Here is a 21,386-nt window from a genome sequence, read left to right as displayed (position 1 = left end):
TAATGCTAGCACGACATCCACAGCCTGTGAGCTGGCTGCGGATGTCGCTGGAGAACGGAAGGTTTAAAAGCGATATTTAGCGTTTGCGTTCACAGTGCGCCGCTCGCCATAGCCGCAGTCCGCGCCATCTGACCGGCACCAGGAGATATACTCCTCATCGGCCAGGTTCTTGGCATCCACGCTGAAGTCCCAGTTCTGCCAGGTATATCCGATCATGGCGTCATAGAGGGTAACGGAGGGAACGACGGGCCCGCCGCCTGAGCCAACGTTGTCACCCACGTAGCGCACGCCCGCACCGAACCGCCAGTTGCTGGCGACGTAGAGCTGGTTCCACCAGGAAGCCTGGCGCTCGGCCACGTAGGGCAGGCGGTTGCCTGAGGCGTCGTCTTTGGCATTGAGATCGGTATAGGCCAGTTGGGTTTCAAAACGCTGCCAGCGCTTGTTTACCTGCAGTTCCCAGCCATCAATCACTGCACCTGTCTGCTCTACACCACCGGGAGTGCTGCCATCGCTGATCCGGTTTTTCTGGGTAATGTCGAAATAGGCGGCTGTGACGCCCAGAGACTGATCTGGTGACACATACTTCACACCGGCTTCCTGCTGCTCGCCAGTGGTTGGATCGAGGGTATTGGCAGCGGGCGTTCCATCGGTACCAAGGTTCATACTGAAGGCCTCGGCGTAACTGACGTAGGGCGATATCCCGTTGTCGAACCGGTACATTACGCCCGCGCGGCCAGTGGTAGCTTCCTCTTTGCTGACGGTATCTGCCCCGGACACCGCGAGGCTGCGGTTCTCGGCCCAATCGTGACGGAGGCCGGCGGATACAACGACGGGTCCGATCTCGATGTGGTCGGCAACGTAGAGGCCAATCTGTTCGATTTCGTTGTCGGGCCGGTCGGTCGGGTTGATTGCACCGAGGTTAAGGTTGCCGTATTCCGGGTCGTAGACATTGAAGGTGCCACCCAGACCATAGCCATAGAAATAATTGTCCTGCTTCCAGAGGGCATCCTGGCGATCTGCGCCGATAATCAGGCGGTGCCGGGTCATGCCCACATCGACATTGCCTTCCAGGCGGGCATCAACGTTAAAAATACGGGTTTCCGAATCCGCGGTGAAGATCGTGCGCGGCACTTCTCCATTAACATCTGGCACGCTTGGAATGGTGATCCAGTGTTCGCGGGTTTCCGTGCTGGAACGGGTATAACGGGCCGTAGCGGAAACTGCCCAGTTGGTGTTTAGCTGGTGATCAACAAACAGAGTGGCTTCGGTCTTCTCACGGTCGTAGCGATCCCAGCCCGGCTCGCCAACGAAGCGCTCAGAGCCGATAAAACCCTGAGAGCCCGGTTCAAGCGTACCTGCCTGTGGCAGGAACTGGGCGGAAATCTGGCCCTTGTTCTCCTGGCGGTTCAATAGCAGGGTTACGCTGGTGTCGTCGCTGGCACGCCAGGTCAGGGAAGGGGCGAGAACGTAGCCATCGTCTTCCACAAAATCCACCTGGGTATCGCTGTCGCGCCCGAGGGCGACGAGGCGATACAGCAGGTCACCATTCTCGCTTGCGGGGCCGGTCACATCCACCGCCAACTGCTTGCGATTAAACGTGCCGTACTGGGCCCAGACTTCGCCGCCCTGTTCCTCTTCAGGGCGCTTGGATACCGCATTGATAATGCCACCCAGGTCGCCCTGGCCATACAGCATGGAAGAGGGGCCTTTCAGAACTTCGATGCTCTCCAGGGCATACACATTAGTGCGCACAGAGTTGTAGGAACCGTAGATCTGGCGCAGCCCATCCAGATAGCTGCCGGCATCAACGCCCCGTACCTTCGCCGAGTCGATTCGGGTATCAAAACCAAAGGCACCGGCATAAACACCGGGTGTGTAGAGCAGGGCATCCTGTATGTTCTTGGCGCCGGAATCCTCAATAAAACCACGATCAATGATGGAGACCGAGTAGGGCTGTTCCTCTAGTGGAACGTTCAGCTTGCCTACCTCAGGGGTCTTTTCGAGGGGCATGTAATCGGGCGCGGTAATGGCATCCGATACCACATCGAGAGCCTCGAGTGTGGTGGCATCATCGGTCTGGGATTGTGCGGTGGCGAGGGAACTGACACCGAGCAGGGAGGCGAGCGCGACGAAACGGCAGCGTCGGGGGCTTGGGGCTTTCATGGGTAAATTTATGCCTTCGTTATGAATACGGAGGCGAATGATAACAATTATTATTAAACTTACAAGAACTGTAGCCTGAATTGACCAGCAGGCTCAATCCACAGTAAACGACAGAATTCTTGAGAGATGACTGTAGGGCAGCCCGCTTTCCTCATGCCATTGGTTGAAGGCGGCCTGGGCCTGCATCAGCCCTTTCTTGCTGGTGGGGGATGCATCGAGCATTTCCTCACGGTGCAACGCAGCAATTACATCGCGGGAAAGGATAAAGCCATCCCAGCCCACACGGCGCAGAAAATACTGGGCGCTGTTTCCCCCGAGCCGCGCACCGTTTCTTTTGAGCCACAGCAGCAAACCGGCCTGGTCACTGCTGGGCCAACTGGCCAGAAACTTGCCGAAGCTGCCGTGTTCCCGGGCCGCATCCACAATCATCCGGGCATTCTCTGGCACGGTCTGAATCTTCTGGGCGTTCCTAACGATCCGTTCATCACCGGCCAGCTGCTCCAGTACCTCCGGAGGAACCTGCTGCCAGTAAAGCGGCACGAACCCCTCGAATGCCTCTTCAAACTTCGGCCATTTGTTTTCGATCACCCGCCAGACGAAACCTGCCTTGAAGATGCACCGGGTGATTTCCGAGAGGTAGCGATCATCCCCAAGGGCTTCCAGTTGGCCAGGTTTTGCGACTGCTGGAAGCCGCATTCGAACCTCCAATTCGCCGCCTTTCTGGAGAACGGCCTGCTCGTAAATGCGGGAAAAGGACATAGTACTCCGTGAATCAGTCCAGTCGGTTAAGCGACTTTCTGCGGCCAATGTGCGAGAGGCCTGCAAGTGCGGCGCTCAAAAGCGCAAGGGTTGGCCGGACAACCAATCGGAAGACCCAGCTGCCGATGTATAGCACTGGCAGCAGTATCAGCATCCAACCGACAAACTGCACTACTTTGACCGGGTAGCCAAGCACTTCAGATACCTCAGCCAGAACGTCGTTAATAATACTCGGGTGAGTGACCACCAGGTACCCAACGCCCACGACGGCCGGCCATTTCGCATAGCGGGCGGTGGTCATCAACATGCGCCCGCTGTTGGTAAGGCGCGCAGCCAGTGCAGCAGACCGTGTGCCCTGTGCGGCCCCTCGTGAAGAAACCGCTACCGCCCGCCCTGCGCGAAGCACCTTCAGTGCGCTGGCAAAAACCAGAACATCCACCGATGCCCAGCCAACGTCAGCGGCCGACACGTCCTCACCCGTGCGATGCTGAATCTCCAGGTTGCGGATGCCACTGGCGAAAAACTGGTTGATGTTCTCCAGTACCCGTTCTGTGCGAACCCAGATGATGTCGCCCTGATCGTTGACGACAAACTGGCCGAGGAAATCATGACCCTCTTCCTGGATAAAGCGCACGGCGTACCATCCGCGCTCTTCCCGAGTCAGCTTCTCCTTCCCGGGAGCGCTTTGCCGGGCGGCAGCATCGGAGTCAGAGTTTTCGTTTCCGGTAAAGAATTCCACAGCCGCCCGGTATTTATTGGCCAGATCGTTCATCAGTTCGACGGAGCCAACAGGGTTGCTCAGGAAATAGTGGATGGGCGGCAGGATGTTTTCACCATAAAGCCGAAGAATCTCCCGGAATTCCGGCTCAGGTCCGAAAACGGGAAAAATCTCACGGGTCATCTCCGGGTATCTCAGATAGGCCGCATGAGCCTTCAGGAGAAGAAGTTCGTCATCGGCCATATCCAGCAACGCGGCCTGAACTTCGGGCGGCTCGGATTCGATACGGGGGAACTCCCGGAGCGTATCCTCAGCCTGAATCCGGATCAGCCGCTCTTCAATCAGCATAGGCTGGGAAGTAAACGTCGATACCAGCGCAATCACCGTCGCGACCCCCAGAATCACCAGCAGCTTCCTCATCGCTAACCGCCTTTGAACCGGTAAAAGAGCAAGGGGTTGGGTCTCAACACTAGTGAGATTCCTTGCGATGCGCGTGACTCATTAAATAGAGCGCGCCAGCCAGCGCCAGAACCGATACCGCAAGATAGATAGCGTCCAATGGTGTCTGGAACCGGATATCCACCACTGCCCGGAAGAATTCGATAATGACCGCGAGTATAACCACTCGGGCTATCTTGTCTTTCAGTTGATCAAAGGAGCTAACGTTAAACGGGTGGCTTGGTGACTTCTCCTCAGCCTGGTCAATCGGGGAGACGAACAGTCGGTATACGCCGGAGCCGAAAATCAGCAAAACGATGGCTATCAGGTAGATGTCGACGGCAATGATTATTTTGGGAACCACGGTGTCGTGTATATCCTCGGTTCCGCTGCCAAAATAGTAAACCGCGGCATCCGCTGCCACCTGAATCATGTCTGCGGTGCCAATCAAGAATAAAACCGTAGCGCCAAGCAGGCTGGGAAGAACGGCAAGCATGACCAGCAAGCGGGAGTTCCAAAGCACGAGTTCGAAACGCCTTTCAGTGTTGTTTCCCACTGACCCCTTAGGATTCTTTTCCTGGTGCATATAACTCTCTTCGAAAAATAAAACCTGAACACGATATCGAAATTACCCCTTAGTCGGGGGTATTCCAAGAACACTACCAATTACTTTGCTTTTGTAGCGGGATCAACCAGCGTCTAAGCTTTGAAGGTTAGCTCAAATGTATACGACCGGGAAACGCAGATTATTTCTTGTGTTGGGTGGTTTGTCCCAAACGACGGTCTACCGGGAGTTGAACGTGGCGGGGAAGCACACGAAGCGTGGATTTGTTATCAGAGAGGCTCAGGAAGACGACCTGCCGGAAATGGTGGGATTCCTCGCCAAGCTGGCGCTGCATGTTTCAGGCGCACCTCCCCATGATCTCAAGGAAAGCGAACGTAAACGGCTTCTGCGAACATTGCACTCCTCGCTGGATGACCCCAACAAGCTGTTGCTCGTAGCGGAAAGTAAAAATTCGGGTCTGGTGGGAATGGGCTATGTCTATATCTGGCGAGGCCAGGGGATATGGGAACAGTCCGAGTCCACAGAGTTCAAGACAGGTGTCATTGACGATATCTGGGTAGAGCCGGAGTTTCGGGGGCTCGGGATCCTGAAGGCATTGTTGCGGGATCTGGTGACCTTCGCGGAGCAGCATCATGCATCGGAGCTAATCCTTGAATACGCTGCTTCTAACAAGGAAGCCAAGGCTGCATGGACCAAGCTGGGTTTCAAGACCACGGGCGTTCGTGCGGCAGCATTCACGTCAACGGTCAAGCAGGCGCTGACTGAGTTACAAGGATGAAAGAAGGAAGCCGGCCATGATTGGCGATCGCAGTGTTAACGTGTTTTATGACGAGGTCATGCTTGGGCACAACCCCGAGGTGGATCTGCCGTTCATGCCCAGCCGTGTGGAAAAACGCGTGAGGTCGATTCTTCAGGGCCTGGATTTCAAATGGAGTTATCCGGAACATCCGGGCAGGCTCTCTGCCATCAAGGCGTACATGGATGAGCATCCCATCGAGGGTGTTCAATTCCGGAGCGGCGCGGCACCTGCTACTTATGAGCAACTGGCTCGGGTGCATACCACTTCCTACCTGGACCACATCTTTTCTCTGGCGGGCAAGCGAGCCTGGCTCGACAGGGATACAACGGCTGTTTCTCCTGAAAGCATAAACGCGGCCACTGCAGCGGCCGGGAATGCCATAGCGGCGGTGGAAAGTGTCGTAAACGGGGAGTCTGACAGCGCGTTCGCACTGGTGCGCCCGCCGGGCCACCACGCCGAACCCGTGCGTGCCAGAGGTTTCTGTCTGCTCAATAATGTGGCCATCGCGGCTGCCCACGCCCAGGCCAAACTGGGCTGCGGGCAGATACTCATCATCGACTGGGATGCCCATCACGGTAACGGTACCCAGGACATTTTCTGGGCTGATCCGGATGTGCTCTTCTTCGATACCCATTGCGCCGCGCCTTTTTACCCTGGTTCAGGTCACATCGAGGAAATAGGCGTCGGCATGGGCGAAGGCTACACTATCAATGTGCCGCTTCCGGAAACCGCCGGCGACGTTGCCTTCGAGAAAGTCTTTCGTGAGATCCTGGTTCCAGCAGCCGATTACTTCAAACCGGACCTGGTGCTGGTTTCCGCCGGCTTTGATCCGCATCGAAACGACATGGCCCTGAACCTGACCTACGATGGCTTCCGGGCAATCACCCGGATCGTTCAGGAGATCGCCGACAAGCATTGTGACGGTCGGCTGGCATTGGTTTTGGAAGGCGGCTATAACCTGACATCGCTCTCGCAAGGAGTGCACGCGGTGCTGGAGACACTGGCGGGCGGGGACGTACCCGAGATCCGGGAAATGGGCGTAAAGGAGGTGGAAGAGGCCGCAGAATTCCATCGGTCTGCGTTCAGTGATGAACAGGAGTAGTCAGGCTAAGCTGGTCTCCTGATATCAACGAGAGTGACGAAACCTCAATCGCCGGTAAACACCCGGGCTGCGGCTTCTACAATAATTCCATGGCGCTTTGCCAGTTTCACCCGGTCATCGTCGTAGCCGCCGCCAATGACGGTCGCTACCGGAATGCCCCGGCGTTTCAGTTCACTGAGTACCTGAACGTCCCGCTCATGGATCCCCGCTTCGGAAATATTCAGCCGGCCCAGGGGGTCGTCCCTGTATACATCCACCCCCGCATCATAGAGCACGATATCCGGCCTGGATAACGCCAACGCCTGCTGCAATGTTTCACTGACAGCTTCCAGATAGGCTTCATCCTCGAGGCCATCGGGCAGCGAGACATCCAGGTCGCTCAGTTTTTTCTCGAACGGGTAATTGCGCTCACAGTGAATGGAGCAGGTGAAGGCATCTGGCTGGTCCACCAATAAGGCCGCAGTGCCATCCCCCTGGTGCACATCCACATCGAAAATGAGTACGCGTTTGATGGCCTCCTGGCGTAAAAGCACGTTCGCAGCGATGGCCAGATCATTGAGTATGCAGAACCCGGCGGCATAGTCGTAGTGAGCATGGTGGGTGCCTCCCGCCAGATGGCAGGCAATGCCATGTCGCAGTGCGAGCTGGGCTGTCAGCACGGTACCGGACGGGGCCAGGAAGGTCCGCCGGACTAGCCCCGTGCTCCAGGGCAGATTCATCTGTCGCTTTTCCCGTGCCGAAAGCTGATCGCTGGCGAAGCGGGCAAGGTAATCCGGGCAATGGGTCTGGGTTAGCCAGGCCTGGCGGCAGGGGGCAGGGCGAAAGCCGTTGGCTTGAGTCAGAAGGCCTTTCGAGCGAGCATAGTCGGCAAGCAGCCCGAACTTTTCCATCGGAAAGCGATGCTTGGCCGGGAATGGGAAGCTGTAGTCTGGATGGTAAACGACGGGCACGGGCATGGGCGTTCCGGTTGCAGAGGGTTTGCAGCGTCAGAATGTTAGCCGGTGGCTACGGATGCTATTCCCGAATCACACATCGACTGGATCTCTTCCGCGGTATACCCACATTCAGCCAGCAGTTCGCTGGTTTGCTCGCCGAGGCGTGGAGCGCCTTGCCACGGCTGCTCTGGTGTCGCCGAGAATCGTGAGGGTGCACGGGCCTGGCGGAGCCGACCGGCCCGGGGATGATCGTAGTGCGACAGCAGGCCGTTCGCCTCAACCTGGGGATGGTCCAGCACCTGAGTTCGGGTAAGAACCGGGGCGCATGGGACCTGCTCGGCTTCAAGTTTCGCCAGCCAGTGTTCCGCAGAATCGGTTTTGATGACCGACTGAATCAGCTCGAGCCTGGCGTCAATATTCTCCTGTCGCAACTCGGCGGTCAGGAAGCGCGAATCCTCCGCCCACTCCGGGCGATTCAGGGCGCGAATGAGTGCTTGCCATTCCCGGTCGCTCTGAACAGCAATGGTGATGTAGCCCGTCGTGGTCTCGTAGATCAGGTCCTGAAGACTTGCGGCTTCCTGCTGTGGCACTTCAGTGTGCACGAAGGTCTGGCTGCCCATGTCGGAGCTCCATAAAAACGCGATGATCGCGTCCAGCATGGATAACCGGACATGCTGGGGCTCCCCGGTGCGTTCGCGGGCGAACAGAGCGGCTGTGATTGCCTGGGCTGCGGTAATTCCTGTGAGCTTGTCGGGCAGGATGGTCCTCACCAGTTGAGGGCGCAGTTCATCGGCGCCGGCCTGCACCGTTGCCAAACCGGATAATCCCTGGATCAGCGGATCGTATACCGGCCGCTGGGCGTAGGGGCCGGTTTCACCAAACCCGCTGATCGACACCATAATCAGATTCGGGGCAACCTTACGCAGTTGTTCTTCGCCTAAGCCCATCCTCTCAATGACACCCGGCCGAAAGTTCTGAACGAATACGTCCGCCGTTGCCACCAGCCTCAGCAGCGCATCGCGCCCTTGCTGTTCTTTCAGATTCAATGCCACCGACTTCTTGTTACGGTTGTTGTTGAGATACAGCGCCGACATATCCCCCTGGCGATTTGCCGCAGACCGAGTGAAGTCGCCACCGGCCGGGTTTTCGACCTTGATGACCTCGGCACCCTGATCCGCCAACATCATGGTAGCCAGCGGTCCGGAGATCATGGCTGTCAGATCGATAATGCGGATGCCATCAAGCGGTCCGGTCATGGAGAAGGGCTCCTCTTTTACACTAAGGGCGTCTACAAACGAGAGTGCGCCAGTCTGAAAATGGGTTCGTACTCTAAACTTAATCCTGCCGCCGACAATTTATTGATACGTGCCAGAACAGAAAATTTATCAAACCAGAGGAGCGCCAGTGTCCACCAGTGTTGAAATGAGCGATATTTTTCTCGAGTATCCCACCGAATCCGGCAAGGTTGCAGTACTCAAAAATGCCTCTCTCATGGTGCCCCCGGGAGAAACACTGGCAATCACGGGCCCCTCCGGCAGCGGGAAAACCTCGTTGCTTTTACTGCTTTCCGGCCTGCAGCGACCAACAAGCGGTGAGATCCTCGTTGGTGATCAGCGTCTGGGCGACATGGGCGCCGACACCCTTGCGGACTGGCGCAGCGAACACCTTGGCATCATTTTCCAGTCTTTTCATCTGTTACCCGGGCTGACTGCACTGGGCAACGTCAGCCTGCCACTGGAAATTGCCGGTCGGCCGAAGGCCCTTGACAGGGCCCTTGCCATGCTGGAGGCGGTTGGCCTCAGCCATCGGTTGCAGCATTACCCGGGGCAGCTTTCCGGCGGAGAACAACAACGTGTCGCGATTGCGAGGGCTCTGGTGCATCAGCCAAGTCTACTGTTGGGCGATGAGCCCACCGGCAATCTGGACCACGACACCGGCGAGAAAGTCCTTTCCCTGTTGTTCGATCTTCACAAGGAAAGCAAATCCACGCTGGTACTGGTGACGCACGATGAGCGGGTTGCCGAGCGGTGCCAGCATCGGGTCCGGATGGACGGTGGTCGTCTCTATGAAGCCTGAAAGCTCTCGACAGCCCCGTTCCACGAGCCTGCTCTGGATGCTGAAGTTCGCCATCACCGATCTGCGATCACGCATTTCTGCGCTCAAGGTTTTTCTCGCTTGCCTGATTCTCGGCGTTACTCTGGTGGCCGCTACAGCCAGCCTCTACCGGGTGATTGAACAGAGTCTGCTGGCGGATACACGGGCGCTGCTGGGGGGTGATGTGGAACTGGATACCAGCGAGCCTCTGCCGGATGACGTGCTCGAGTGGATTCGTGCCACCGGCAACATTTCGCTGGTTCGGGAATTCGACACGATCGTCAGTGGCAGCGGCGGTGACGGCTTCTTTCGGGCCGAGATACTGGTTCCGGATGCCCACTATCCCCTTTATGGTGAGCTTGAGCTCACACCAGATGAAACTCTTGAGCTTCTGACAGCCCGGAAAGAGGGGGAGTGGGGCGCCATTATTGACCCCTTGCTGGCGGAACGCCTGAGCCAGTCCGTCGGAGACCGGATCGAAATCGGCGCGGCCACCTTTCGTATCAGCGGTCTTATCCAGCAGCAGCCGGATCGCAGCCTGAACGCCAACTGGCGCGGCCTGCCGATCCTGATTTCCGAGCAGGCGGTGGAGGCGACAGGGCTGATCCGCCCGGGCAGCCGTGTAGACTACGAATATCGAGTCCAGACTGACCAGGATCTGGACACCTGGCTGGACGCGTTCGAGCAGGCATTCCCGGACACTCGGTGGGATATCACCACCTTTGCCGAGCGCAGCGAACGCATTTCCGAGCGTTTGGACCAGATCGCCACCGCGCTCATCCTCATCGCCTTCACCACACTGTTCATTGGCGGCCTTGGTGTTGCGAACAGCATCCACGCCTACCTGGACGAAAAACTGGGCACCATCGCCACGCTGCAAACACTGGGCCTTCGCCGCAAGCCTCTGGTAGGCATTTACCTGTTGCAGATTGGCATCCTGGGCACTCTGGCGGGCCTGATTGGTGGTGGAATCGGGTTGGGGCTCTCCGCTGTCGCCGTCAGCCTGGCCGGCGATGCCTTCGCACTGGCCGGGCCGGAGGGGGCAGGGCATTGGCTGTCTCTCTGGTTGGTGCCGTTGCTTCTGAGCTGGCTGTTTGCCGTTCTTACAGCCTATGTGTTTGCTCTACCGGCACTGGCCAGAGCGCTCGCTGCATCACCGGCAGGGCTCTTCCGGGGCCAGGTACAGGCGGCCCCTAATGAACCACACAGCTGGCGGATTGCCAGCTATCTGTTGTTGGCGGTGTACATTGGCTCGACCCTGTTCTGGTTGCCATCCCCGCATCTGGGCTTTCTGTTCCTGCTCGCCGTGATTGTGCTCTGGGGCTTGCTGGAAGGTCTCATCAAGGGATTGCGGCGTGCTGCGAAGGCACTGGAGCATGGCGGTTTTGCTGACCGCAAGTTTGCCCGGCGTCTGGCGCTGGCCAACCTTCACCGGCCGGACTCGCCGCTTCGGGCCACGCTGCTGTCACTTGGCACAGCACTGACGCTGGTCGTGGCGTGTACCCTTATCGTCATCACACTTCTGCGGGCGCTGGAAACCACGATTCCGGCGGAATCACCGGCGCTGATCCTGTATGAAGTGTTTCCGGACCAGATGGAACCGCTTCAGTCGGGGTTGGAATCCCTGGATGCCTCCAGTCGGGTAGAGCTTCTGCCTATGGTGCGGTCGCGAATGACGATGATTAACCAGCAGCCCATTGCCGAGGTTCTGGCCGATGACGCCGAGGCAAGGCGCGAGGCCATGGGGGATGAATACAAACTCAGCTATCTCTCCGGCAACCCGGAAGGCCTGGAACTGGTATCGGGCAACTGGTGGTCATCACCTGCGCCAGAAGGAGAGCCCGCCTTCATGGCCATGGAAGACCGGGAGGCCAACGAGTTAGGCCTTGGGGTTGGCGACCGGGTGGAATTTAACGCCCAGGATAAAACCATTACCGCCGAAATCCGGGCCATATACCGGCAGAAAGGTCTGCAAACCCGGTTCTGGTTTGAGGGCATTCTCCAGCAGGGCGCACTGGACGACTTGATCAGCCTTTACGTAGGCGCTGTCTACCAGAGCGATGAAGCGGCCAAAGATTCCCAGCAATGGCTGGCACAGAACATTCCGAACGTGATCACACTGCGCACCGCCGACTGGCTTGAAACCGCCGGTGACTTGCTCAACAAAGCTGCAGCTGGTCTTGCGGCCGTTGCTTCGGTCAGTCTTCTGGCAAGCCTGCTGGTGCTTTCCAGCGTGGTGAGCGTAAGCCGAAGGCGGCAACTCTACGAAGCCAACCTGCTGCACTGCCTCGGTGCCAGGCATCAGGCGATCCGGCGCGCTATGTTGCTGGAAACAGGGCTGCTGACCTTTCTGGCGACGATCTTCGCGACCGGCCTCGGGGCACTCATCGCACTGCCCGTGGCAGATCTGGCGCTGAAACTGCCCGCCGGGGATTTATGGTGGCTGGGCATGCTGGTTGCCGGCACCGTAAGCTCGCTGGCACTGCTAGGTGGACTGCTGCCGACACTCAGGGCAATGCGCCTGAATCCGGCGGTTTTGCTACGAGAAGGCTAATTAGGCATTGCCGACCTGCAAAGAAATGGCCTGTTGGCCGGTAAATACGAAAATACCGTGAAATCGCATGGTTAGATGCAAAGTGCAGGCTTTTTCTTGTCTTCTTGGCTGGATTTCGGGCTTTTGGCTCATGAAATCTTTTTGAAAGGCGAAAATTCAGGAAAAATCACTAGGGATTTGCCTATTTCAAGATATTTCACTAAAACATCTACGGTAGCATTTATACGTATGCTTTTTGCACATAGCGCGTGTTGTGTAGGCAAAGCAGATAAAAATCTTTCCCCCACAAAAGAAAAAGAGAGAATAACTATGATTCGCAAACTTGCACCGCTGGTATTCGCTTGTGCTGCAGTCACCTCCGTAAACGCAACTGCAGACCAACTGGATACCGTCATAAAACGTGGCACCCTGAACTGTGGCGTGGTTCTCGACTTTCCACCGATGGGATACTTTGACGGCAACAACGAACCAGCCGGTTTTGATGTCGATTACTGTAACGACCTTGGCGAAGCGCTGGGTGTAGACGTAAACGTTCTAAACCTTACCTGGGGGGAGCGGATCCCGTCCCTGGTTTCCGGTAAGACCGACGTGGTTATTGGTTCAACCTCTGATACGCTGGAACGTGCCAAGACCGTTGGCTTCACCTACCCGTACTTCGTGTTCAAATTTCAGGTCATTGCCCACGAGGACAAGAACATCCAGTCTTTTGACGACCTGAAAGATCTGAAAGTTGGCGCTGCGCTTGGTACCACTTACGAAACCGAGTACTTGGCCTATGCGGAACAGCAGGGCTGGGGCGACGACAATTACACTTCCTTCAAGTCTGAGAACGATGCTTACCTGGGGCTTTATCAGGGCAAGGTCGACGCGATTATTTCCACCAACACCAACATCGCGACCAAACTTCGTAGCGAAGAGTTCGAAGACTTTGTAGCAGGTCCTTACGTTCCGAACTACGACGACGTTGTTGGCATTATCGCCAAGCGTGACCAGGTTGCCTGGATCAACTACCTGAACCTGTTCCTGGTGCGTCAGATACGCGATGGGAATATGAACGAAGCTTACAATAAGCACTTCGGTTCGGATGCGCCTGCCGATCTGATCCAGTCCCTCCGGGACAACAAGTAAGCGCTGAACTGGCGGCTGCCGCTAAGGTGGCCGCCATGGCAAGCGTTTCGGGGCAGGCGAACTGCGTTCAACGTCCTGTCCCAGACTTCCGATCACGGCTATTAATCAGCGTGCGTAGAGCTCCCTTCCATTACTAGAAAATGGCCAAGGTATGGATTACAACTTTCACTGGAATGTCGTGTTCCAGAACATGCCCCAGCTGCTGAACGGCGCCTTTGTTACCCTGCACGTGTCCGTTCTAGCGATGCTTCTGGGCGTTGTGATCGCCATTTTGCTGGCGATCGCCAAAATGAACAACAGCAAACCGTTTTGTTACGTCGCAACCGTATGGGTTGAAATTGCCCGAAACACACCGGCTCTGTTCCAGATCTACATGGCCTATTTTGGCCTTGGAGCTTTTGGGATTCACCTGAGTCCCTACGCTGCAGTGCTGTGTGCCCTGGTGTTCATCAACGCGGGATACCTCACAGAGACGTTCAGGGGGGGCTTCCAGTCCATTCCCAGTACCCAGTACAGCGCGTCCAAATCCCTGGGTATGACCAGCATTCAGTCTTATCGGTACATCATCCTTCCGCAGATGCTGCGACGCATCTACCACCCGATGACCAATCAGTTTGTCTGGTCCATCCTGATGAGCTCTCTGGGCATTCTGGTGGGTATGAGTGAGCTGTCCGGCACCACGCAGAGGCTTCAGTCCCTGTCGTTCCGAACCCTTGAATTCTTCATCGTGGCGGCTGTTATGTACTTTGTCATCACCAAACTGGTGCTGTTCGGTTCATCGCTTCTTGCCCGTCGACTCTTCAAGGGGGAAATCTGATGAATTCCTTGTTCACACCCCTTTCCTGGAGCGATAGCGGTCTGATCCTGACCGGTATCTGGAATACGGTCATCATCTCCGTTGTCGCCATCGTGGTGGGTACCCTGCTCGGCCTGATCGTGGGGTTTGCCCGCGCTGAGAGCAACCGGGTAGTTAATGCGCTGTTTGGCGGCGTCCTGGACGTACTCAGAAGCGTTCCGCTGATCATTCAGCTTATCTTGTTCTCCACATTCATGGGGGCCATCGGGAGTCCAATGGCGCCGTTCGTGGCAGGTTCCATCGTGCTTTCTCTGTACACCATGGCGTTCATGAGCGAGGTGTTCCGTGGCGGCTTCGAAAGTGTCAGCCCCTCCATGCAGACAGCCGCACGTTCACTGGGTATGACCAAGTGGCAAACCATTTACCACATCCGCTTACCCATTGGTTTGCGTGCCGTGTTTCCGTCCTGGCTGGGTGTAGCTCTCAGCGTGATCAAGGACTCGGCTCTCGTCTCGGTTATCGGTTACATGGAACTGCTGCGAACCTCGGAACAACTGATATCAAGAACCCAGCAGCCGCTCGAGATTCTGATCGGTGTTGGTATCTTTTACTTCATTATTTCATACCCGCTGTCCCACTACGGCCGGTATGTCGAGAGGAAAATGGCAATATGATCAGCGTCCAGAATGTCCACAAATCCTTTGGAGATCTTGAAGTACTGAAAGGCGTGAGCCTGGATGTGAAGAAAGGCGAAGTGGTGAGCGTTATCGGGGGCTCTGGGAGCGGTAAATCAACCCTGCTTTACTGCATCAACGCCATCGAGACCATCAACAGCGGCAAGATCCTCGTTGATGATGTTGATGTCCATGCCAAAGAGACTAACAAGGATAAGCTGCGCCAGAAGCTTGGCATGGTCTTCCAGCAGTGGAATTCCTTCCCTCACATGACGGTGCTGGAAAACGCCGCTCTTGCGCCCAGAATCGTCAAAAAGATGAGCAAGGAAGAGGCCATCGAAATCGCCAAAAAGGAACTGGAGCACGTTGGCCTCGGAGACAAACTGGATGTTTACCCCACCAAGATGTCCGGTGGCCAGCAGCAGCGCCTGGCGATCGCCCGGGCCCTGGCCATGAAGCCCGATTACATGTTGCTGGATGAGGTAACCTCCGCGTTGGATCCCGAGCTCGTCGGCGAGGTTCTGGACACCCTGCGCCTGTTGGCGGAAGAGGGCATGACCATGATCTGCGTGACCCATGAAATGGGCTTTGCGCGGGATGTCTCCGACAGGGTGGCGTATTTCCACCAGGGTGTTATTGCCGAGATTGGTGAGGCCAGGCAGGTGATTACCGATCCGCAAAACCCGCTTACGCAGAAGTTCCTCTCAAAAGTGCGCTAAAAAGTCGCCACAGGCGTGGCGCTGGCTGGGGGAGTTCCTGGACCCGCTTCCCCAGCCATTTTTCCTGCCCCAACGAGAGTTGGCTGGGCTCTTCCGTTCCAAAACCCCAAGAGTCAGTTCCGGTTCTTAAGCACTTCATAAATTCGTGAGATCGCCCCATCCTGTGCTTCTTTTTCTACTAAATCCTCAAGCAGTTCCAGAACTCGTTTCTCATCGTTACTGCGAAGTCCGGGCCAGTAAACATAGGGCACGAGTTCCGGATTGCTGATAAAGAACAGGGCTGTTTCTTCTGGCTCGTTCGCTATGTCTCCCCGCAGGCCCAGGGTGAAGTGGCGGCCTTCATTGCCACGTAGCGTGACCAGGAGCGAGTTGTCCCGTTCGATGGAACGGGTTTCCTCGACAGAGACGGGCTCTGCCAAGTCTGGCACCGAGGTGATGTAGTACTGAAAACCCAGAAAAGCCACCAACACAATAAGCAGCGTGGCCAGGGCAATGGATTTGAACATTAAAAGGGTCTCAAGCTGGTTACATCGCTCTTGCAAAGATTCCGAAGGGCAGGGACTTCAACACGTAACTCAGTGGTGTCCAGGGCCACCAGGGCACATAGGCATGGCGTTTTTCCGAATCGATGGCTTTTACCAGAGCCTTCACGCCGGTATCCAGGTCCACCCGGAATGGGGCGTTTTTTGTCTCCCGGTTAATATCCGTGAGAATGTAGCCGGGCATAATGTTGCTGACGTTGATCGGTTTGCCCTTGGTATCCAGCTGCAGGCCTTCGGCCAATGAAGCAACAGCGGCCTTGGTAGCTGCGTAGACATTCAGGGGGCCGCGGAAACCGCGAACGCCACTGACTGACGACATCAACACCAGGTGACCGCTGTTCTGCTCGCGAAAGATCTCCATCGCCGCCTCGCTCTGGGCAATAGCTGCGATAAAGTTGGTCTCGGCGGTGTGGCGGTTGGCGGCAAAGTGTCCACGGCCGATGGGCTGCGAGCTGCCAATCCCCGCATTAACCACAACCCGGTCCAGGCTGCCCAGCTCATCCCGGAAGCCACGGAACACTTCGAACACCTGATCGTAATCGCAGACATCAAGGCCGCGAACCAGAACCCGAATACCCGGGTTGGCCTGCTGCAACTCGCGCTGCAGCGCCTCCAGCTTGTCAGCCCGCCGTGCACAAAGCGCCAGGTTACAGCCCCTGGCGGCCCATTCGCGGGCCATGCCCTCCCCGAGACCGGTGCTGGCACCGGTAATCAGAATGTTCTTTCGCATCAGTTATCCCCTGGATCCGTTCGAGCGATTTGCTCTCACAGTACCACGATCGGACGCCTGGGGGATTGACTGAAATGCAGCTTCCTACTGGCCATTCCGTTCAGGGTTGCACGTTACTCCACCATTACCGTGATCTTCTCAGAGACCACGGGCGGATTATGCGGTACGTGCATGTGATCACCCACCAAAAGCTGCAGCGTGTGCTTGCCCGGCGATAGCGTGATCTCGGTTTCGGTTTGCCCACCGCCAAAATGTTTGACCTGATCGGTGGCCGGCAGAGGCTGGCTCAAATCGGACGGTACCCCGGTATCGATCAGCAGATGATGGTGCCCGGTGCCTGATTTCTCAACGCCAGCGGGCGCCACGCCCATATTCCGCAGGCCAAAGATAACCTTGAAGGTTTGTTCGACGGTTGCACCATCGGTTGGCTGGACGAAATACACGCCGGCGTTGGCCGGGGCCTCAGACTTTCTAATCTCAGCGAGCGCGGCAACTGGCGCAGTCAGCAGAGCTAAAGATAGGGTAATTGCAATCCTGTTCATCTCATTTCCTCCCTGGTGTTTGCCATAGGTGAGTATAGTTGAGGAAATGCCGTATTGGCGGTCGAATCATTGCCCCACGGCAGGGATGATGTGGTCTTCAATTAACTGGAACTGGCGGCGAAGGTAGGCCGAACCTGGCGACGGCGGGGTAGGGTCAGAGGTCATCACGATGGTTAATTCAAGAGAGGGCATCACATAGAGCACCTGGCCGCCATAACCACGGCCGTAGTAACCCATTTTGCCCGCCAAGGGCCGCTGAAACCAGCCGTACCCATAGGGATCATCGGTATAGGCGGATTTGCCCCGTCCGGTCCAGGATTCGCGTACCCAATTTTCCGGAAATAAACGCTGATCGCCCATGCGGCCCTTATTGCGATAGAGCTCGCCGATCTTCGCCAGGTCCCTTGGCGAAAGGAGCATATTATTACCTCCGAAATAGATCCCTTGAGGGTCCCGGCCCCAGGCCGGAAACGTGATATCCAGCGGCTCGCCCAACCATTCCCGCGCGAGGGCGAGGGTGCTGCGCCCGGCGCTCTCGGTGAGCGCGGCGGAGAGCAAGTGGCTGCTGCCGGTGGAGTAGAGCATGCGACCGCCCGGATTATCGACAAAAGGCCGGGTGAGCACGTGGTGCACCCAATTGTCGCTGTTGACCCAGGGCCCGTAGTGCCGACCAGATGTTCGCTGCAATCCGGCCTGCAGGGACAAAAGGTGCCCCAGCGTAATGCGCTCGACGCCCTCAGTGGCGGAGACTGGGACGCGGTTTCCCAGCGTTTCCACAGCCGGTTGATCGGTCCCCTTGAATACTCCCTTTTCAATGCCGATTCCTACCAGCGCAGCGAGCACCGTCTTGGAGAGAGATTTGATATTGGTGGGCGTGTCCAAACCTGCGCTTTTCAAATCCAAAGCCACCACCTCGCTACCCTCATGGACAACAATCAAGGTATTCAGGCGCTGAAGGTTCGCAGCCTCTCGTGCTACTTCTGTTCGCCAGTCAGTGGTTTCAGCGTGAGATGGAAGGGGCACCAATAGCAGCAGTGCGAAAATCAGATTCAATAAACGTCGCATAATTCAGGGAGTCGCCACTGTTCCAAAATTGATAAGCGGGCATGCCATTGCTCGAGATCCGTCAATTCTGGCGCCCAGTACTCTCAGGCTAGCTGATTTCACACAGATCTATGGGCGCCTTTTCAATCCGCTGGGTGTTCGATGTTTTCCCGGCAACGGGTATGATCAGGAAACCAGTGCCGGCGAAGGCCGTCGACTGGCTGATGCGGCCCTGGCCCGTACCATCCAGCCCCAGCAGCGTTTTACTGGTGATCACGCCAATGAAAGGGTTACCCGGTTCTCGGGCGCCGGAGGCAACGTAGTCCCGTTTCAGCTCAATGCGTCCGGCTTTGAACTCGAAATCCTCGCCTTCCCGAAATTGGGACTGCTTGAGTACAACGCCATCCGATATTGCAGATGCGATCAGACTCCTTCCATCGCCTTTCTGAATGTTAACCGCCTGGGGTGGCGTTTGAGCCGTAAACACGTCGGGCCAGATGATGGAGGTCAAACAGACGCGCGCTGAACCGTCCGAAGGATCACTGCAGTTCCTGTAACAGCCAACAAAGGATTCCAGACCCTGCGATTCTGCGAAACCTGAGTCATTTTCCGTTACTTCTTTGGAGGCGCAGCCCGCTAAGTACAGAAAAAACGCTATTAGAACGGCTTGCTTCATTTCGATGCCAATCTCCCCGGGGCGACCCTAAGGAAAATAGCCTTATAAGCGCTTCTTGGCCAATGGCTTTGGCCCGTGTTCAGTTCCGGTTGAGGGCGCTTTCCAGGGCAGCAAGGCTCTCCGGCCCCGCCTCAAGGCGCAAGCATTCATCGGAATTACGTTCCCAGGAGGCAGCTGAGCCCATGTGGAGATGCACGTTCACAGCCGCTTCAAATGATTCCTCCAACAGACCTGCGGGAACCCAAACCAATTCCATGCCCCTTAGTTGGTTTGGCACTGGGCTACCGCAGACCGAGCAGAAATCACTGCGATAGCCTGTTGGCTTCTGGAATGAGGAGATTTTGTCCTGACCAGACAGCCAGCGAAACTCCTCCTGATTCACAAAAGTTGCTGCATTCGCCGATGATCCCGTTACCTTCCGGCAGAGGGAACAGTGGCATTGGTAGAGGTTGGGAAGATTGCCTTCAATCTCAAACTTCACTTCACCGCAGAGGCACTCGCCTTTCATTGTTTGGTCACACTATTCTGGGGTTTGTTTTTCTGCTTTGGATTGTTAAAAAACGGCCTGCGCTGGGAGCGAGGCCGGTGCATGAGGGCATTGCGGGTCCGTAGCCATTTTGCCAAAGAGGCCGTGGGAGGCCTCAGTCCTGAGTCAAGATTGCGCCTCATCCCTGCGGCGCATGATGTGACGTCCTGTCCCGGCTGATCCGTCGCCTCATCAAGATAAAGAATATGCTCCTGCCTTTTGCCACTCTGTTCGCTGGCACACGTAGTGTGAAAAAAATAGAAGCCAGCTGTTATCACTCCTGCGCCGCCCGCTGTTTCCGGGATATTACCATCACACTCTTCACAACGGATGTCACTCTCACCAACACCGCCATGATACTTTCCGGATCGGCCGCGACGGTTTCCTGAAGTGATGCGCCCAATCCGAGGCTCTGGAGCTTCGCGGTGATCGGCCCGACGTCGCTGTCGTGCAGGACCTCCAGGCGACGGTTCGAGAGGTCGAAGGTCAGGTTCCGAACATCGTCAAAGCCACCCAGGGCCAGCCGAATCATGCGCTCCTTTGATGGGCAATCCATCTCTGGAAGTTTTCGGCCCACCCGCTTGTTTTAATTTCGATTGCTATGGTGGGCTACGCGATCAACCTGAACGGGGCAGCTCTGACATCAATTGTTTGACCGCTATGGAATCGTCGGCGAGCCGCACGGGATCGAGCGTTCGTTTCTGGCTGAGCAATGTTTTGGCCATCATGAATTCCGGCGACCGATTGACGCAGTCAGCGGCGATCAGTTGCCCCTCTTTGAAGTAAAACGCAGCAAAGCTCCGCCCCGTATCCGCATGGCCTCGGATCACCACCTGGTCGTAGCCCTGGCTCAGGCCGGCAATTTGCAGTTTCAGGTCGTATTGGTCGGACCAGAACCAGGGTAGGCTGGTCTGCGGTGACCTTTCCCCGCACAGAGTCCCAGCGGCAGTTTTGGCCTGCTCCATTGCATTGGGAACGGACTCCAGCCGCCGCCACTCACCAGAACATGGCTCCCATTGATTGGCACAATCCCCGGCCGCAACGATATCGGTATCCTGAGTCTGGCAGAATTCATCCACCAGGATGCCATTATTGGTCTCCAGTCCGGCCGCTTCGGCAAGTTCGCTGTTCGGGGTCACGCCAATACCCACGATAACCATGTCCGCAGGGTATGAGGTGCCATCGGCACAAACCACTCGTTCAACGCGTTCCTGGCCCTCAATCGCTGTCGCGGCTATGTCGGTGTGAATGACCGCACCGGCTTCACCGTGAATGCGCTGGTAGAACGCCGACACAGCTGGTGCTGTCACGCGCTGCAGAACGCGTTCAGCTCTCTCCAGCACTACCACCTCAATACCGTGCTTACGCAAGGATGCTGCGGTTTCCAGGCCAATATAGCCCCCGCCGATAATAACGGCGCGGCGGGTCCGCGGCAGGTCTCGCCGAATACCTTCGACATCGGCGAGACTGCGCAAGTCGTGTACACCATCAAGCTCTCTACCCGGAATCTGCAGCCGCATGACCCGAGTGCCGGTGCACAAGGCAAGCTTGTGGTAACGCTGTCTGCTGCCATCGGCGAGCGTCAGTGTTTTGTTGCCCCGGTTGATCGCGATCACCTTGTTGGAGATGCATTCGATCCCATGTTTGGCATAGAAGGTTGCGGGTCGGATGGACAGGCTGTCGGCCTCCGTTTCGCCGGCCAGAAACGCCTTCGATAAGGGAGGACGCTGGTAAGGCAGTCTGCCTTCGTCGCTGATCATCCGAATCGGGCCCGTCCAGCCTTTCTGCCGCAGACTTGTGGCGAGCTGCGCTGCGGCATGACTCCCCCCGACGATGACGCATACCTGATTCTGTCCGGCGTCGGACTTTGACGTGCTCATGG

21 protein-coding genes and 1 pseudogene are annotated in these 21,386 nt (G+C 56.8%); 8 read left to right on the top strand and 14 right to left on the bottom strand.

The features are described 5' to 3' along the window. Nucleotides 1-63 precede the first annotated feature (63 nt). From ACESMK_RS05365 to ACESMK_RS05350, 4 genes are all read right to left on the bottom strand, one after another. On the bottom strand, nucleotides 64-2,163 hold the full coding sequence (locus ACESMK_RS05365; RefSeq protein ID WP_372996004.1) for a TonB-dependent siderophore receptor: 2,100 nt from the start codon (nucleotides 2,161-2,163) through the stop codon (nucleotides 64-66). A gap of 93 nt (nucleotides 2,164-2,256) precedes the next feature. After that, nucleotides 2,257-2,922 carry a DNA-3-methyladenine glycosylase I gene (locus ACESMK_RS05360; protein ID WP_372996002.1) on the bottom strand — a complete coding sequence of 222 codons (666 nt, stop codon included), beginning with the start codon at nucleotides 2,920-2,922 and terminating at the stop codon, nucleotides 2,257-2,259. A gap of 13 nt (nucleotides 2,923-2,935) precedes the next feature. Next, entirely contained in the window at nucleotides 2,936-4,060 is a 1,125-nt protein-coding gene (locus ACESMK_RS05355) for a hypothetical protein (RefSeq protein WP_372996000.1), read from the bottom strand. A 49-nt stretch (nucleotides 4,061-4,109) separates the two neighbouring features. Next, the gene (locus tag ACESMK_RS05350) at nucleotides 4,110-4,601 is read right to left on the bottom strand and encodes a YqhA family protein (protein ID WP_372995999.1); all 492 of its coding nucleotides are present in this window, start codon (nucleotides 4,599-4,601) and stop codon (nucleotides 4,110-4,112) included. Nucleotides 4,602-4,878: 277 nt separating this feature from the next. Between ACESMK_RS05350 and ACESMK_RS05345 the strand changes: the two genes are divergently transcribed. Continuing rightward, nucleotides 4,879-5,421: a GNAT family N-acetyltransferase gene (locus ACESMK_RS05345; RefSeq protein ID WP_372995997.1), complete on the top strand. Its 543-nt coding sequence runs from the start codon at nucleotides 4,879-4,881 to the stop codon at nucleotides 5,419-5,421. Between the two features lie 16 nt (nucleotides 5,422-5,437). Further along, nucleotides 5,438-6,544 (top strand): histone deacetylase, encoded by a 1,107-nt coding sequence (locus ACESMK_RS05340; RefSeq protein WP_372995995.1) that lies wholly within the window; start codon nucleotides 5,438-5,440, stop codon nucleotides 6,542-6,544. Between the two features lie 44 nt (nucleotides 6,545-6,588). Here the strand turns inward: ACESMK_RS05340 and ACESMK_RS05335 are convergent, their stop codons facing one another. Together ACESMK_RS05335 and ACESMK_RS05330 are read right to left on the bottom strand one after the other, a co-directional pair. After that, nucleotides 6,589-7,500 (bottom strand): histone deacetylase, encoded by a 912-nt coding sequence (locus ACESMK_RS05335; protein WP_372995993.1) that lies wholly within the window; start codon nucleotides 7,498-7,500, stop codon nucleotides 6,589-6,591. 38 nt (nucleotides 7,501-7,538) lie between these two features. Continuing rightward, complete coding sequence (locus ACESMK_RS05330) at nucleotides 7,539-8,735, bottom strand: CaiB/BaiF CoA transferase family protein (protein ID WP_372995991.1); 1,197 nt, start codon at nucleotides 8,733-8,735, stop codon at nucleotides 7,539-7,541. A gap of 166 nt (nucleotides 8,736-8,901) precedes the next feature. Between ACESMK_RS05330 and ACESMK_RS05325 the strand changes: the two genes are divergently transcribed. The 6 genes from ACESMK_RS05325 (at nucleotide 8,902) to ACESMK_RS05300 (ending at nucleotide 15,444) form a co-directional block, all read left to right on the top strand. Continuing rightward, complete coding sequence (locus ACESMK_RS05325) at nucleotides 8,902-9,555, top strand: ABC transporter ATP-binding protein (RefSeq protein WP_372996068.1); 654 nt, start codon at nucleotides 8,902-8,904, stop codon at nucleotides 9,553-9,555. Beyond that, on the top strand, nucleotides 9,545-12,127 hold the full coding sequence (locus ACESMK_RS05320) for an ABC transporter permease (protein ID WP_372995989.1): 2,583 nt from the start codon (nucleotides 9,545-9,547) through the stop codon (nucleotides 12,125-12,127). The genes ACESMK_RS05325 and ACESMK_RS05320 overlap by 11 nt, the downstream gene beginning before the upstream one ends. 309 nt (nucleotides 12,128-12,436) lie before the next feature. Beyond that, nucleotides 12,437-13,255, top strand: coding sequence for a transporter substrate-binding domain-containing protein (locus ACESMK_RS05315; protein WP_372995987.1), 819 nt, complete (start codon nucleotides 12,437-12,439; stop codon nucleotides 13,253-13,255). Between the two features lie 151 nt (nucleotides 13,256-13,406). Beyond that, entirely contained in the window at nucleotides 13,407-14,072 is a 666-nt protein-coding gene (locus ACESMK_RS05310) for an amino acid ABC transporter permease (protein WP_372995985.1), read from the top strand. Continuing rightward, the gene (locus ACESMK_RS05305) at nucleotides 14,072-14,725 is read left to right on the top strand and encodes an amino acid ABC transporter permease (protein ID WP_372995983.1); all 654 of its coding nucleotides are present in this window, start codon (nucleotides 14,072-14,074) and stop codon (nucleotides 14,723-14,725) included. The genes ACESMK_RS05310 and ACESMK_RS05305 overlap by 1 nt, the downstream gene beginning before the upstream one ends. After that, nucleotides 14,722-15,444, top strand: a complete 723-nt coding sequence (locus ACESMK_RS05300; RefSeq protein ID WP_372995981.1) for an amino acid ABC transporter ATP-binding protein — start codon at nucleotides 14,722-14,724, stop codon at nucleotides 15,442-15,444. The genes ACESMK_RS05305 and ACESMK_RS05300 overlap by 4 nt, the downstream gene beginning before the upstream one ends. A 113-nt stretch (nucleotides 15,445-15,557) precedes the next feature. On the opposite strand, the gene ACESMK_RS05295 is transcribed toward ACESMK_RS05300, so the two are convergent. From ACESMK_RS05295 to ACESMK_RS05260, 8 genes and pseudogenes are all read right to left on the bottom strand, one after another. Beyond that, complete coding sequence (locus tag ACESMK_RS05295) at nucleotides 15,558-15,950, bottom strand: hypothetical protein (RefSeq protein ID WP_372995979.1); 393 nt, start codon at nucleotides 15,948-15,950, stop codon at nucleotides 15,558-15,560. 19 nt (nucleotides 15,951-15,969) lie between these two features. Beyond that, on the bottom strand, nucleotides 15,970-16,716 hold the full coding sequence (locus ACESMK_RS05290; protein ID WP_372995977.1) for an SDR family oxidoreductase: 747 nt from the start codon (nucleotides 16,714-16,716) through the stop codon (nucleotides 15,970-15,972). Between the two features lie 113 nt (nucleotides 16,717-16,829). Next, a complete protein-coding gene (locus ACESMK_RS05285) occupies nucleotides 16,830-17,258 on the bottom strand; it encodes a DUF4399 domain-containing protein (protein WP_372995975.1) in 429 nt (142 codons plus the stop codon). Nucleotides 17,259-17,324: 66 nt separating this feature from the next. Beyond that, entirely contained in the window at nucleotides 17,325-18,311 is a 987-nt protein-coding gene (locus ACESMK_RS05280) for a serine hydrolase domain-containing protein (RefSeq protein ID WP_372995973.1), read from the bottom strand. Nucleotides 18,312-18,411: 100 nt separating this feature from the next. Then, nucleotides 18,412-18,813: a hypothetical protein gene (locus ACESMK_RS05275; RefSeq protein WP_372995971.1), complete on the bottom strand. Its 402-nt coding sequence runs from the start codon at nucleotides 18,811-18,813 to the stop codon at nucleotides 18,412-18,414. Nucleotides 18,814-19,057: 244 nt separating this feature from the next. Next, nucleotides 19,058-19,459 carry a GFA family protein gene (locus tag ACESMK_RS05270; RefSeq protein WP_372995969.1) on the bottom strand — a complete coding sequence of 134 codons (402 nt, stop codon included), beginning with the start codon at nucleotides 19,457-19,459 and terminating at the stop codon, nucleotides 19,058-19,060. A gap of 394 nt (nucleotides 19,460-19,853) precedes the next feature. Then, nucleotides 19,854-20,069 (bottom strand): annotated as a pseudogene (locus tag ACESMK_RS05265) (sodium:proton antiporter); the annotation flags it as partial. Nucleotides 20,070-20,121: 52 nt separating this feature from the next. Further along, complete coding sequence (locus tag ACESMK_RS05260) at nucleotides 20,122-21,384, bottom strand: NAD(P)/FAD-dependent oxidoreductase (RefSeq protein ID WP_372995967.1); 1,263 nt, start codon at nucleotides 21,382-21,384, stop codon at nucleotides 20,122-20,124. Nucleotides 21,385-21,386 lie beyond the last annotated feature (2 nt).

Source organism: Marinobacter sp. (genome assembly GCF_041687235.1).
GTDB lineage: Bacteria > Pseudomonadota > Gammaproteobacteria > Pseudomonadales > Oleiphilaceae > Marinobacter.
This window is presented reverse-complemented; position numbering and strand designations above follow the sequence as displayed.

Excerpts from the sequence above, each read along its gene's own strand:
- ACESMK_RS05300 (WP_372995981.1), top strand. The coding sequence starts at position 14,722 with ATGATCAGCGTCCAGAATGTCCACAAATCCTTTGGAGATCTTGAAGTA.
- ACESMK_RS05340 (WP_372995995.1), top strand. The coding sequence starts at position 5,438 with ATGATTGGCGATCGCAGTGTTAACGTGTTTTATGACGAGGTCATGCTT.
- ACESMK_RS05320 (WP_372995989.1), top strand. The coding sequence starts at position 9,545 with ATGAAGCCTGAAAGCTCTCGACAGCCCCGTTCCACGAGCCTGCTCTGG.
- ACESMK_RS05290 (WP_372995977.1), bottom strand. The coding sequence starts at position 16,716 with ATGCGAAAGAACATTCTGATTACCGGTGCCAGCACCGGTCTCGGGGAG.
- ACESMK_RS05305 (WP_372995983.1), top strand. The coding sequence starts at position 14,072 with ATGAATTCCTTGTTCACACCCCTTTCCTGGAGCGATAGCGGTCTGATC.
- ACESMK_RS05360 (WP_372996002.1), bottom strand. The coding sequence starts at position 2,922 with ATGTCCTTTTCCCGCATTTACGAGCAGGCCGTTCTCCAGAAAGGCGGC.
- ACESMK_RS05365 (WP_372996004.1), bottom strand. The coding sequence starts at position 2,163 with ATGAAAGCCCCAAGCCCCCGACGCTGCCGTTTCGTCGCGCTCGCCTCC.
- ACESMK_RS05260 (WP_372995967.1), bottom strand. The coding sequence starts at position 21,384 with ATGAGCACGTCAAAGTCCGACGCCGGACAGAATCAGGTATGCGTCATC.
- ACESMK_RS05310 (WP_372995985.1), top strand. The coding sequence starts at position 13,407 with ATGGATTACAACTTTCACTGGAATGTCGTGTTCCAGAACATGCCCCAG.
- ACESMK_RS05325 (WP_372996068.1), top strand. The coding sequence starts at position 8,902 with ATGAGCGATATTTTTCTCGAGTATCCCACCGAATCCGGCAAGGTTGCA.
- ACESMK_RS05295 (WP_372995979.1), bottom strand. The coding sequence starts at position 15,950 with ATGTTCAAATCCATTGCCCTGGCCACGCTGCTTATTGTGTTGGTGGCT.
- ACESMK_RS05335 (WP_372995993.1), bottom strand. The coding sequence starts at position 7,500 with ATGCCCGTGCCCGTCGTTTACCATCCAGACTACAGCTTCCCATTCCCG.
- ACESMK_RS05315 (WP_372995987.1), top strand. The coding sequence starts at position 12,437 with ATGATTCGCAAACTTGCACCGCTGGTATTCGCTTGTGCTGCAGTCACC.
- ACESMK_RS05355 (WP_372996000.1), bottom strand. The coding sequence starts at position 4,060 with ATGAGGAAGCTGCTGGTGATTCTGGGGGTCGCGACGGTGATTGCGCTG.
- ACESMK_RS05330 (WP_372995991.1), bottom strand. The coding sequence starts at position 8,735 with ATGACCGGACCGCTTGATGGCATCCGCATTATCGATCTGACAGCCATG.
- ACESMK_RS05285 (WP_372995975.1), bottom strand. The coding sequence starts at position 17,258 with ATGAACAGGATTGCAATTACCCTATCTTTAGCTCTGCTGACTGCGCCA.